The sequence below is a fragment of the Candidatus Zixiibacteriota bacterium genome (assembly GCA_040753495.1).
Classification (GTDB): Bacteria; Zixibacteria; MSB-5A5; order GN15; family PGXB01; genus DYGG01.
Genome location: JBFMEF010000177.1, coordinates 1 through 11,702 on the forward strand (window position 1 = coordinate 1; position 11,702 = coordinate 11,702).

Here is an 11,702-nt window from a genome sequence, read left to right on the forward strand (position 1 = left end):
GACCGACCGCGCCACTCCGGAAACCATCGACGAATTATATCTTCGCGGACGCGGAGGACTGGTGCAGCTGGCATCGGTCGTCAGCATCAATGAAACCGTCGCCCCCAAAGAACTGAATCACTTCAACCGTGTTCGCTCTGCCACTATCACCGCCAACCTTGCCCCCGGCTTCAGCCTGGGACAGGCCCTCGACGACCTTGACAAGATTGCAAAGAACGACCTCGGCGCCGGAATCGAAACTGACCTGGGGGGGCAGTCGCGCGAATTCCGCGAATCGAGTTCCGCCCTTTATTTCCTTTTCCTCTTCGCGGTCGTCTTTATCTATCTGGTGCTGGCGGCGCAGTTTGAAAGTTTTATTCACCCCCTGACCATTCTTCTCTCTGTCCCTCTGGCGGTGGTCGGCGCCCTGATTTCGCTTCTGCTGTTCGGCCAGACGATGAATATCTATTCCCAGATAGGGCTTATCATGTTAATCGGTCTGGTGACCAAGAACGCCATTTTGATTGTCGAATATTCCAATCAACTTCGTCAAAAAGGGCAAGAGCTTCTCGAGGCGGTTGTCTCGGCATCGGCGATTCGTCTCCGGCCGATTCTCATGACCTCTTTTTCCACGGTCTTCGGCATTCTCCCCATTGCCATCGGCTTGGGAGCCGGGGCGGAAGCGCGACGTCCCCTCGGTATCGCTGTCGTCGGCGGTGTCCTCTTTTCCACCTTCATGACGCTCCTTCTGGTGCCGGTGATGTACACTCTCCTGGCGCGATTTACCAAAGAGAGCGCCATTGGAGAAGAAGAAGCCGCGCCTATGGAAATGGCGGAAGAAGTCAAAGTCACTTCGCTCCACACCCCCCATCTCGCGCAAGGGGAGAGTTCCTGATAAGGCGATATAGCCTTCTGATTGATGAAAGGACGTTAGCGGGATGTCATGACTATTTAGGTCCTGACATCCCTTTCTTGTCTCTGCCGAACATAAAGTGGCATATTCAACTGCCGTCCGATATTTGTCGATATAAGTTGTAGTACAATTCTTGAATCTCCAAACGGAATACCGGAGGATTCATTCTGATTAAATATGAATACATACTGGAAGCGCGGGACCAGATGCATCCCGAGATTATCCGCACCCCGCTTCAAATCTGGCGGCACGGCTCCTCTGCAACCGGGAAGACCGTCCAGGTCAAGCTGGAGACACTCCAGCGAACCGGCTCCTTCAAGGCCCGCGGCGCCTGGAATCGAATCCGACTGCTCCGACCCGCCGAAAGAAAAGCCGGAGTCATCTGTGCCTCCGCCGGTAATCACGCCCAGGGAGTTGCCCTGGCATCCTCCTTCCTGAATATCAGGGCAACAATCGTCATGCCCCTCAGCACACCCGAAATAAAAATCATCCAAACCCGCCTTTACGGCGAGCCGGAAATTATCTTGTACGGAAAAAGTCTCTCGGAAGCGTATCATCATGCTCTTGCCCTCCAAAAAGAGCGCGGCTCCATTTTCATCCCGCCGTATGATGATGATGCCGTCATCGCCGGACAGGCGACCCTGGGCCTCGAGATTCTCGAGCAATGGCCCGATGTCGACACCATTGTTGTCCCGGTCGGGGGTGGCGGTCTGATTGCCGGAATCGCTACCGCCGTATTGACTCATCATGATGATATTCGCGTCGTCGGCGTCCAGTCTGATAAGGCTGATGCCGCCGCCCGTTCCATGGAACAGAACGGACGAGTCGCCATCGCCCACGCTGAGACTATTGCCGATGGCATCAATGTCGCCGAGATAGGGGAAAAGCCGTTCGAAATCCTGCGAAAATTCCATGTGCCCGTCATCCGCGTTAACGATGAAGAGATTTGCTTCGCCATTACCGCCCTCTGTCAGACCGCCAAACTGGTGGTCGAGCCGGCCGGTGCCGCCCCGGCCGCCGCTATCTTGTTTCACCCCGAATCTTTCGAATCAAGCCGCAAAATAGTCTGCGTGCTTTCCGGCGCCAATATCAATATCTCCCGCTTCGCTGAGATTCTCAAATCCCACCCCACCGTCATTAGATGAAATATTAGTTGGAAGATTTATAAATCACAGGGATTTCGACACTTGTGACTCGACCGGTCGATAAACTTCTGTCTTCTTCAAGAAGGCTGGGATGAATTGTCCCCAAATAAAAACGGAGAGGCTGGGATTTGAACCCAGGGTCCGCTCACGCGGACAACGGTTTTTCCGCCACGGCGGACTCGCTGCGGCGAGCGAGACCGCCCCGATCACTCTGACTTGCCGAGCCTTCTTTTAAGCCAATCCCTGCCTGCCCCGGTCTTCAAGTACATCTCCCGCCTTCTGGCATCAGCATAACTCTCAAACTCCTCATACATGACCAGGTCAACCGGTCTTCGATGTTTCGTTGTCTTCACTTTCCCCATTTGATGCGAACGTAATCGACTATCCAAGTTCCGGGTCGACCCGACATATATCTTGTCATCGCAGCACCGGAGCGCATAAACAAATCCCTTGGCCTTTCCAGTGTCGCCTTTAATCCCTTCACTGGCTTCTTCAGGCATATCTCTATCCCCAAAATGCACGTGGAATTACATCAAATAAAAACGGAGAGGCTGGGATTTGAACCCAGGGTCCGCTCACGCGGACAACGGTTTTTCCGCCACGGCGGACTCGCTGCGGCGAGCGAGACCGCCCCGATCACTCTGACTTGCCGAGCCTTCTTTTAAGCCAATCCCTGCCTGCCCCGGTCTTCAAGTACATCTCCCGCCTTCTGGCATCAGCATAACTCTCAAACTCCTCATACATGACCAGGTCAACCGGTCTTCGATGTTTCGTTGTCTTCACTTTCCCCATTTGATGCGAACGTAATCGACTATCCAAGTTCCGGGTCGACCCGACATATATCTTGTCATCGCAGCACCGGAGCGCATAAACAAATCCCTTGGCCTTTCCAGTGTCGCCTTTAATCCCTTCACTGGCTTCTTCAGGCATATCTCTATCCCCAAAATGCACGTGGAATTACATCAAATAAAAACGGAGAGGCTGGGATTTGAACCCAGGGTCCGCTCACGCGGACAACGGTTTTCGAGACCGCCCCGATCGGCCACTCTGGCACCTCTCCATTTTCAAGAATATCTAAAATTCACCCCCAATTTATAAATTCGTTCCCCCTTGTAAAGCCTAAATTTCCGGCCTTTTTACGGACGTATCAGAATCCCTTTTAGGCAGGAAATTTTTCTGTCATCGGGAATGAATTCGTCACTTCAGGCGCAACAACCGCCCTTCCTCTACATGCTTCTCCTGCGCCTCCAGAACTTTTTCCAGAAAGCCGAGCCTTGGTCTTATCAGCTGAAAGGCGCTAAAAGAGAGAAAGACAAAGAAGAAAAGATGCACGAATTCTCCCCCCAGAAAATAAAACGCCAGCCCATACACCGCTATCGCCGTTACCAGTGAGTAACAGATAAGAGAATTCCGGAATACCCCGGCCGCAAAATCATCGGAAAAGCTCTCTTTCGCCCGTATCATCGGGGCAAAGAAAAGTCTTCGCTTCAGGAAATATGCCGCCAGGCCATCAGCAATCGCCACCGCTGTCAAAACCCAGAAGACCAGATTCAGGTCTGTCTCCTGAAGCGGCATATCTCGGCCGCTGGATTTGTCCAGGTAGTACGCCACTCCCAGAAATATCGCCGGAGTCAGAATATTCATAAACAGCCCGAAATAGAGCGGTCGCATCAGCACGGCATTCAGGTCAACATTAAATTTGTTCAATTTATCTTCTCCTTCCTCCGGCGCACCTCTTTGAAAAATATCTGCATCAACTCCGTCGCCTCTTTTTCCATCACGCCGGATATAATTTCGATTCTATGATTCAGCCTTTTGTCGATCGGGACCTCGAATATAGTTCCGCAAGCCCCAAAGCGGATATCTTTTGCCCCATAGACAATCGTCTTGATTCGCGACAGCACCGCCGCGCCGGCGCACATGGCGCAGGGCTCTATCGTGCAGTAAAGCACCGCTTCTTCCAGCCGCCAGTCCCCGATATGCTCCGCCGCCGAGGTAATCGCCAGCATTTCGGCATGCGCGGTGGCGTCCTTGAGCGCTTCGGTGCGGTTATGCCCGCGGCCTATAATGATGCCGCGATGCACGACCACCGCGCCGACCGGCACCTCCGATTCCTCGAATGCTTTCTGCGCTTCTCGAAGCGCCTGCTCCATGAAATATTGGTGGTCAATGGGCGGCATGAAGAGAATATGTTTTAAGATTATATTGATGGCAACAAGATTATGAATACGCCCCCGTATCCTGCAGGGCACGAGCCCTCCGGGCAATACCGCAGGCGGCTCGTGCCATTTTTGTTCTGATTCTATTTCCGGTGGTCGGTTAATCGTGACAGGCTGGTCGCCAGACCCGCCTGATTCTATGACGGTCGGTCCTAAGACCGACCGGGCACCCAGAGTTCTCTGTAGGCGATTGACACCCCGAAGTGATATCTGCGAATCAACCCGAATTAACCGACCATAAATGGTCGGTCTACAATAACTTTCTCAGGAAACCGCCCGCTTTCTTAAGCCGCGCTTGCGCCTTTCTCCGGTCGAGCGACAGCCGGTTCATCACAATCGCCGTTTTTACCGACCCGCCGGCTTCGACGAGAAGTCTATCCGCTTCGGCATACCCTATCTTCAGAAACTCCATCAAAATCTTCCGCGACCGCGCCGCCAGTTTCTCGCTTCTCGCCTGTAAATCGACCATCAGGTTACCGTAAGTCTTCCCCAGAAGTATCATCGCCGTGGTCGATATGAGATTCAATGTCATCTTCTGCGCCGTTCCTGACTTCATACGTGTCGAGCCGGTTATGACCTCGGGACCGACCGGAAGTTCTATCAAGATATCGGGACGCGCTTTCAGCGACGCCTTATTGCAGACAATCAAAACTGTCTTTGCCCCTGCAGAGCGGGCATATCTGATTCCCGCAATGGTGTACGGCGTCCGGACCGAGGCCGCAATTCCAATTAGCAAATCTTTCCGGCTGAATCTGATTTTCTTCAAATCAGCGACCGCCCAATCTTCCCGGTCTTCCGCTCCCTCTTTGGAAAGTATCAAAGCGCCATGCCCGCCTGATATCAGTCCGACAATCTGCCCGCGGTCAGTCCCGAACGTAGGGGGGCATTCCGCCGCATCCAGCACCCCCAGCCGTCCTGACGTTCCCGCGCCGATATAGATAACTCTTCCCCCTTTCCTTAAGGTATCGGCGTACATCCTCGCGGCGCGGGCTATCGACGGCAGCACTTTCGCTACCACTGAGGCCACTTTCCTGTCTTCACGATTAATGATTCTGACAATCTTAAGCGGGGAGAGGGTGTCAATCTTTGAGGTCGCCGGATTTCTCTGTTCGGTGCTGAGATTCTGCAAAGTTCTGACTAATTCCACCCGGCGGGTGGAGATATTTTCACTCTTACGGCTCTTTTTCATAAGCCGGAATTAAGAGAATAATATGACAGAAGAAAAGAGAAATTTGAGACGATTACTGAAGGGTCACATACATCGAGTCGCGCGGCGACACCACGATTGCTCCCCAGGAACCGGTAAATTTATTGCGGGCGATATTGGGCGCCAATCCGGCCGGGAATCCGGTCGGAAGATTCCCTCCCGGCACCGGCGAGCCGTAATAGGCGTAAACATAAATATAGTACCATCCGGTATCGAGCTGCCCCGAGAGACGAAACGCATCCGGCGGAATAGTCACCAGGGTGGCGCCATCCGGCACGAATCCGAAATATCCGTTGGTCTGATAAGCTGATTCCCGAAGCACCACACCGTAGGCATACCCATTACTCCCTCCGGAAGCGGTCCAGTCCACCCGGACCGTGGTCGCCCCGCCGCCGTTTATCCGACTGGCAGGGAATATGGAGGTTATCTGAAGATCGGCCGGAACCGTGAACAAGAGCGAATCGGCGAAGAAAGTCGAGTCGAGAATTCGCAAGCGGTAATTGCCGGTTCGCAGGAGCGTGTCGGAATTATAGGAGCGATAATACAGGCCGCCGGAGTATTTGAGAGTGTCGTTGTTTATACGAATTACGGCGCCGGCAACGGCCGAGTCCTCTTTCTTAAGAAGAGCCGCCGCCAGAATCGAATCATTGTCGATATTCTTGACTACCGCCCCTATCAGGCTGTAATCGTACAGCCCGGAGCGGACAATCCGGGTGTCGCATCCGGAAAGCGCCACCACCGTCGCCAGTATCAGCGCTATGAATAATCGAAGCGGGTTTTTCATCTTTAACTATTATATCGGCTGATGTCGGGCTAAGCTGAATTAATTATTTCTGACTCCATCCCCGCAACCTTGCATTCTACCACTGACTTCGGTAGATTTCACATTCTTTGCGAGTCCGAGCAACCTGCTATGGCATAACGACATAGTTGGAACTTGGGCCTTCTTTAACAGAATCTCTATTGCTTTAATTGTGGGCTGAAATTATCTTTTATGTATATGGGCGGAAATTCTGCTTAGCCAGGCAACTGCTGACAAGCCAAAATATGACTATCCCGCCTGAACGGGACTGCCTGCTATACAGGGTACACTCTTAATTAAGGGAGAGACAGATTATATGTGGTACCAGCCGGAGATGGATGCGCTTATCACTTTTCTCTTCAAGGTGATTGCCGCGGTTGCGGTCGGTTTTCTTATTGGGCTGGAACGGGAGCGGTCGCACAAACCGGCCGGAATCAGAACCAATATCCTTGTCGTCCTCGGCGCCACCCTGTTTACCATCATGTCCTTTGAAATAGCGGGCGACTTTGAGGGAGATTTTGGGCGGATTGCCGCCAATATTGTAACCGGCATCGGTTTCCTTGGCGCAGGGGCAATCATACAAGCCCAGGGTTCTGTCCGCGGTTTGACCACCGCCGCTATCATCTGGGTCAACGGCGCTTTGGGCCTGATGATTGGCACCGGCAAGTTTCTCGAAACGGCCATTGTGACTCTTGTCATTATCATAGTGCTGTATGGCCTGCGTAAAATTGAAAAAAAACTGGCTCCGGAGAACGGCAACCCTTGAAAACTGCTTCATTGGAGAGGGATAGATTGTGCCAAAAGAAACTTTCAATCTCAATCGATTATCGGTATAAACCCCTTAACTGTAGACGTTTGTGCAAAAATTGATTATATATTCAGGAACAAGAATTGGAACGGAAATGTTATATGACATAACGTCATGTAACCCGGTCCGGAAAGTACGAACTGATAAATGAGCGACCGGCTATCGGGAAATGACCATAAGAAGGAGAGGTTTAACAAGGAAGCGCTGATACACCTTGACTCTCTCTATCGAACCGCTCTCCGGATGACTCGCAATGAAAACGAGGCGGAAGACCTGGTTCAGGAGACTTTCCTCAAGGCGTATCGCTTCTGGGACAAATTTGAAGAAGGGTCCAATTGTCGCGCCTGGTTGTTCAAGATATTGACCAACATCTTCATCAACAACTACCGGGCGAAATCGCGAACTCCCCAGGTTGTTGAATTTGAAGATGTCGATGATGACTTCCTGTTCGGCCAGCTGGCGGCTTTAGGTCCTTCGGAAAATCCCGAACAACACTTTTTTGCTAAAGTATTCGATGATGACGTCAAACGCGCGATTGAAGACCTTCCCGAAGATTTCCGGTTGGTGGTGGTGCTCTCCTTTCTGGAGGGATTCAGTTATGAAGAAATTGCTGAAATCGCCGGCCTTAATATCGGAACGGTTAAATCGCGATTACATCGGGGGCGTAAACTCCTGCAGAAAGCCCTCTGGGATTATGCCGTGAAGAACGGTTTTATCAAGGAACCTGCTAAATGACTTGCGAAGAAGCGCTGAAATTGCTCTATGAAGTAATTGATAAAGAAGCCAATCAGATCGATAGCGAAAAAGTCAAGAAACATCTCGAGGAGTGCCAGCACTGTATGGCGCGGTACGAATTCGAGGCGATGTTCAAGACGTTCGTCACCGAAAGAGCGGCCTCCCGCAACCGCACCGACCTGCTCAAACAGAGAATTCAGGAGCGTATCTCCGACGCCGGGCAATCCGGAAGCCGTTTCCAGCTGAAGTCATTCCGCTCCCGGCCGGTCATTATTTCCGCTGCTGCCGCCCTTGTACTCTGCGTCGTGGCGGCGCTGGCTACCGCCCAGTTTTTCCGGCATAAGAGCTTTGTCTATCCTTTTGAGAAAGAGCATTTCAACGCCAACCCGGTCAATTTCGCCGCCGTCAATGACGCCGATTGCATCGAGGAAATCAACAGCTATCTGACTCCTCATTTCAGCCTCGCCCTGGGTGAAAAAGTGGCCGGCTATGAGTTGACTCATTACGGCATCGATGAAATCCGCGGCCACAAGTTCATGCATCTCCATTACCGCAACGGCGACAGTAAAGTCTCTCTCTTTATTGGTCAGTACAGTCCCCAGGACCTGCCCGATTTTGAGAAGGTCATTCACTCCGGCATTGAGTATTTCCGGCATGTCTGCCTGCAGTGCCAGGTTGTATATTGGAAACAGGGCAATGCCGTGGCGATCGCCGTCTCCGAAAACAAAGAGCTCGAACTTCCCCAGCTGGCGACCGCCCTCGGGGCTATCTAAAAAAAGTTATTGCCAAACTCTTTTTTGCGCCATTATTAACGGGCAATGTATAAGAGAGTAATGGCAGGATTATCGTACCGCGCGCTCTATTTTCTTTCCGCTTATTTCGTCTTTTGCTACATTCCGGCTTTCTCCGAGACGGCTATCCGCAGCACTGCCGCTTTGAAAATCGCCCGCAATATCTGGCATAATAATTTTGTCGACGCCCTTAACGCCTCAGAACAGATTCTCAAGGCGGAGGAAGACAACCCGGTCGGATATTTTCTCTTGGGGACAATTTACCAGACTATCTCCGAAGAGTACCGCACCGACCGCTTCCAAGATACTATCTCCAACTATCTCGACCGGGCGATTGACCTCGCCGAGAAGCGCCAGGTGCGCGAGCCGTACAATCCTGACTGGAAATTTATCGCCGGGGCTTCTTACGGCTATCGCGCCCTGCACCGGGCTTTTCACGGCAACTGGTGGGGGGCGTTCCGTGATGGTTTCCGCTGCAATTCCGCGCTCAACAAAACCATCGAGACCGACAGCAGTTTCTATGACGCCTATCTCGGGCTGGGCGCCTATCATTACTACCGCACTGTCAAAGCCAAAGATTTCCTCTGGCTCCCCTTCATCAGCGACCAGCGCGACCAGGGTATCGCCGAAATCAGGCTGGCGGCCCAGCGCGGTTATCTGGCATCTTTTAACGCCCGCGAATCGCTGCTCCGTATATACTTCCTCGAAGAGCGGTACGATGAGCTCTTTGCCATGGCGGACTCCCTTGCCCGCATTGTCCCCCGCGACCCCTACGCCCTTCTGTACTATGCCGAAGGATTAATTTCGGTGGGACGACTCGAGGAGGCTGAAACCAAAATCCGCCAACTTCGGACCGCCTGGAAATCATCGCCCTACTTTGACCCCTTCGGTGTCTTTGAAGCCGAACTTCTCACGGCTAAAATCGCCCTGGCGCGCAAAGATAAAGAAACCGCCGGGAAAATTGTTGAAAAAATCCTCACCGAAAAAGCGATGCGGCGCGCTAACGCCTATTTCGCCGAAACCCTTGAAAAAGCCGATGCCCTCGCCGCGGCTCTCCGATGACACCGCTATTCTGGCTCATTCTTCTCCTGTCAATACCTGCCGCTGCGGAAAATACCCTTCTCACGGAACAGAAGCTCGCCATCATCAATGCCGGGGAACCGGCTCTTCTCAACGGAGAGTGGGAGAAATCGTTCCGGCAATCCGAGTACCTGCTGGAAATCGATTCGGCTGACCCATCCGGTTATCTTATCCGCGCCGCCGCTATGCAGGGGGAGATGATGGACGCCGAAGAGAATCTCTACGGCGAACGATATTTGGAAATTCTGGATTCCGTTAAATCGCTTGCGGAACGGAAACTTCAGGCCTGCAGCCGACACGATTCGGCTGCCTGCTACCTTTTTATCGGACACGCTTACGCCTACCGCTCTCTCTGGGAAGCCCGCTTCGCCTCCAATTATTCCGCAATTACCTACGGTTTCAAAGCCCGCAGTCAGTATCATAAAGGTCTGGCGGTCGATTCGACCCTCTATGACCTCTACTTCGGAATTGGCTCGTACCATTACTGGAAATCAGTCAAAGCCGGGTTCTTTCGCGCCGTCGGGCTTTTCAAGAATGACAAAGCAAAAGGTATCCGGGAACTCCAACTCGCTATCGATTCCTCCCTCTTCAGCCGCGAATCGGCCCGAGCCTCCCTTATCTGGGTCTGGATAAATGAAAAGCAGTATGATTCGGCAATCGCGCTTGCCTCCGGGATGCTGCAAAAATATCCCGCCGGCAACTCCTTCCTTTGGCCCCTGGCGGAAGCCTTTTATAAGAGCCGGCAGTACGACAGCGCCCTCGCCTTTTATTCTCGTCTGTTCGACCGGCTAAAATCCCGACCGGGGAATTTCTTCAATCTCATTGAGTCCGCTTATTGGGCTATTCAGTCCCTTGACCGGCTCGACCGCAAGAAGGAAGGCGCCGCTTATCAATCATTCATCCAGGAGAATTACCCCCAGATTCCCCGCCATATCAAGCGAAAGCAGAAAAGCAAACTGGCGGCAATCCTGAGGCATCAGTAACGTAGGTCGAAACCTCTATGGTTTCGACATCATCATTTCCGTCAGGAAGGATTCCTGACGGCGCAATTAATAGTTACCAGCAGATGTGGACATCTGCCAGGCACGAATTATATTTCGCCGTCAGCCCACCTTTTTTAACAAAACTCCTTGTGCTAATATTAAAGAAAGTGCGTCATTTCGGTCAGATAAGCGCTTTATGGATTGGGACATTCAAGAGGCTGGAAAACACCTGATATGAAAAACGAAATGATCACCCTTCGCGATTTGACAGCAGTGGATTTTGATACAATAGTATCCTGGCGAAATGACCCTCAAGTAAATCGCTATCTCGCTGAACGACTCAAGTCGAGAACAGAAATTGAGGCATGGTTCGCCCGATTGAAGACTAATCCGCATACCTGGTTGAAGGCAGTTCTCAGAGATAGACGGCTGATAGGTTACTGCACCATTGAGTCTATTGATGAAAAAAATCGCAAATGCGAACTTGCGCTCGTTATCGGTGAAGTCAACTGCTGGGGTTTAGGCATCGGACGGGTCGTGCTTAAAAAAATGCTGAAGTATGCTTTTAATGACCTTCATATGCATCGAGTCTGGGCTGTGGTCGCCAAAGGCAATGATCGTTCCGAAAGACTAATGCGAGGGGTTGGCTTTTCACGGGAAGGGGTCATGCGTGAAGCATTGATCATCGCAGGCGAATTTACTGACTTATTATGTTATTCATTATTGGAGAAAGAATATAGGGAAGTAAATAATCACAGGTAGAACGCAGATATTATTCCGAATCTGGAATTCATAGAGAACGAGAAACCTGCCACCGAATCTCAAAGAATCGTAAACGTAGGTGGAATTTCCCCCTTCGTTTTGGCCTCAGGCGGGGATGAAGGGGGTTTGCGACATCATACTTCCGCTCAAAGCCCCTGATCGCTTTTGGCATCTTTATCAGTCGCTTTCTTATCCGTAAGATTCTGCGGTCGCTTATTCACTCGGCAGATACTGAAGCGGTATTTCCCCGATTCCTCCGGCGAAATCTTTTCAACTAT

The 11,702-nt window shown here is 51.8% G+C and carries 14 protein-coding genes and 1 tRNA gene; 8 read left to right on the forward strand and 7 right to left on the reverse strand.

What is annotated here, in order from left to right:
- Window positions 1–874 (forward strand): efflux RND transporter permease subunit (locus AB1690_11555; GenBank protein ID MEW6015947.1); only part of this gene is annotated, 874 nt, incomplete at its 5' end.
- A 224-nt stretch (window positions 875–1,098) separates the two neighbouring features.
- Window positions 1,099–2,037 (forward strand): threonine/serine dehydratase, encoded by a 939-nt coding sequence (locus AB1690_11560; protein ID MEW6015948.1) that lies wholly within the window; start codon window positions 1,099–1,101, stop codon window positions 2,035–2,037.
- Between the two features lie 206 nt (window positions 2,038–2,243).
- Here the strand turns inward: AB1690_11560 and AB1690_11565 are convergent, their stop codons facing one another.
- From AB1690_11565 to AB1690_11595, 7 genes are all read right to left on the reverse strand, one after another.
- Window positions 2,244–2,537: a GIY-YIG nuclease family protein gene (locus tag AB1690_11565; GenBank protein ID MEW6015949.1), complete on the reverse strand. Its 294-nt coding sequence runs from the start codon at window positions 2,535–2,537 to the stop codon at window positions 2,244–2,246.
- A 136-nt stretch (window positions 2,538–2,673) separates the two neighbouring features.
- Window positions 2,674–2,967: a GIY-YIG nuclease family protein gene (locus AB1690_11570; protein ID MEW6015950.1), complete on the reverse strand. Its 294-nt coding sequence runs from the start codon at window positions 2,965–2,967 to the stop codon at window positions 2,674–2,676.
- A 43-nt stretch (window positions 2,968–3,010) separates the two neighbouring features.
- Window positions 3,011–3,097: transfer RNA gene (locus AB1690_11575), tRNA-Ser, on the reverse strand.
- 137 nt (window positions 3,098–3,234) lie between these two features.
- Window positions 3,235–3,744, reverse strand: coding sequence for a hypothetical protein (locus tag AB1690_11580; protein ID MEW6015951.1), 510 nt, complete (start codon window positions 3,742–3,744; stop codon window positions 3,235–3,237).
- On the reverse strand, window positions 3,741–4,289 hold the full coding sequence (tadA, locus tag AB1690_11585) for a tRNA adenosine(34) deaminase TadA (protein MEW6015952.1): 549 nt from the start codon (window positions 4,287–4,289) through the stop codon (window positions 3,741–3,743). The genes AB1690_11580 and tadA overlap by 4 nt, the downstream gene beginning before the upstream one ends.
- 217 nt (window positions 4,290–4,506) lie before the next feature.
- On the reverse strand, window positions 4,507–5,445 hold the full coding sequence (gene murQ, locus AB1690_11590; protein MEW6015953.1) for an N-acetylmuramic acid 6-phosphate etherase: 939 nt from the start codon (window positions 5,443–5,445) through the stop codon (window positions 4,507–4,509).
- Between the two features lie 52 nt (window positions 5,446–5,497).
- On the reverse strand, window positions 5,498–6,247 hold the full coding sequence (locus tag AB1690_11595) for a hypothetical protein (GenBank protein MEW6015954.1): 750 nt from the start codon (window positions 6,245–6,247) through the stop codon (window positions 5,498–5,500).
- Between the two features lie 334 nt (window positions 6,248–6,581).
- On the opposite strand from AB1690_11595, the gene AB1690_11600 reads away from it, so the two are divergent.
- The 6 genes from AB1690_11600 to AB1690_11625 all read left to right on the forward strand — a co-directional run bounded on the left by AB1690_11600 (window position 6,582) and on the right by AB1690_11625 (window position 11,424).
- Window positions 6,582–7,031, forward strand: a complete 450-nt coding sequence (locus AB1690_11600; GenBank protein MEW6015955.1) for an MgtC/SapB family protein — start codon at window positions 6,582–6,584, stop codon at window positions 7,029–7,031.
- Between the two features lie 189 nt (window positions 7,032–7,220).
- A complete protein-coding gene (locus tag AB1690_11605; GenBank protein ID MEW6015956.1) occupies window positions 7,221–7,808 on the forward strand; it encodes a sigma-70 family RNA polymerase sigma factor in 588 nt (195 codons plus the stop codon).
- The gene (locus tag AB1690_11610; GenBank protein MEW6015957.1) at window positions 7,805–8,581 is read left to right on the forward strand and encodes a zf-HC2 domain-containing protein; all 777 of its coding nucleotides are present in this window, start codon (window positions 7,805–7,807) and stop codon (window positions 8,579–8,581) included. The genes AB1690_11605 and AB1690_11610 overlap by 4 nt, the downstream gene beginning before the upstream one ends.
- Window positions 8,582–8,641: 60 nt before the next feature.
- A complete protein-coding gene (locus AB1690_11615) occupies window positions 8,642–9,661 on the forward strand; it encodes a hypothetical protein (GenBank protein MEW6015958.1) in 1,020 nt (339 codons plus the stop codon).
- Window positions 9,658–10,662, forward strand: coding sequence for a hypothetical protein (locus tag AB1690_11620; GenBank protein ID MEW6015959.1), 1,005 nt, complete (start codon window positions 9,658–9,660; stop codon window positions 10,660–10,662). Before AB1690_11615 ends, AB1690_11620 begins: the two co-directional genes overlap by 4 nt.
- A 234-nt stretch (window positions 10,663–10,896) precedes the next feature.
- A complete protein-coding gene (locus AB1690_11625; protein ID MEW6015960.1) occupies window positions 10,897–11,424 on the forward strand; it encodes a GNAT family protein in 528 nt (175 codons plus the stop codon).
- Window positions 11,425–11,702 lie beyond the last annotated feature (278 nt).

Bases quoted from the DNA above. Each gene is read 5' to 3' on its own strand.
- AB1690_11560 (MEW6015948.1), top strand. From the start codon at position 1,099: ATGCATCCCGAGATTATCCGCACCCCGCTTCAAATCTGGCGGCACGGC.
- AB1690_11565 (MEW6015949.1), bottom strand. From the start codon at position 2,537: ATGCCTGAAGAAGCCAGTGAAGGGATTAAAGGCGACACTGGAAAGGCC.
- AB1690_11570 (MEW6015950.1), bottom strand. From the start codon at position 2,967: ATGCCTGAAGAAGCCAGTGAAGGGATTAAAGGCGACACTGGAAAGGCC.
- murQ (MEW6015953.1), bottom strand. From the start codon at position 5,445: ATGAAAAAGAGCCGTAAGAGTGAAAATATCTCCACCCGCCGGGTGGAA.
- AB1690_11595 (MEW6015954.1), bottom strand. From the start codon at position 6,247: ATGAAAAACCCGCTTCGATTATTCATAGCGCTGATACTGGCGACGGTG.
- AB1690_11600 (MEW6015955.1), top strand. From the start codon at position 6,582: ATGTGGTACCAGCCGGAGATGGATGCGCTTATCACTTTTCTCTTCAAG.
- AB1690_11605 (MEW6015956.1), top strand. From the start codon at position 7,221: ATGAGCGACCGGCTATCGGGAAATGACCATAAGAAGGAGAGGTTTAAC.
- AB1690_11610 (MEW6015957.1), top strand. From the start codon at position 7,805: ATGACTTGCGAAGAAGCGCTGAAATTGCTCTATGAAGTAATTGATAAA.
- AB1690_11615 (MEW6015958.1), top strand. From the start codon at position 8,642: ATGGCAGGATTATCGTACCGCGCGCTCTATTTTCTTTCCGCTTATTTC.
- AB1690_11620 (MEW6015959.1), top strand. From the start codon at position 9,658: ATGACACCGCTATTCTGGCTCATTCTTCTCCTGTCAATACCTGCCGCT.
- AB1690_11625 (MEW6015960.1), top strand. From the start codon at position 10,897: ATGAAAAACGAAATGATCACCCTTCGCGATTTGACAGCAGTGGATTTT.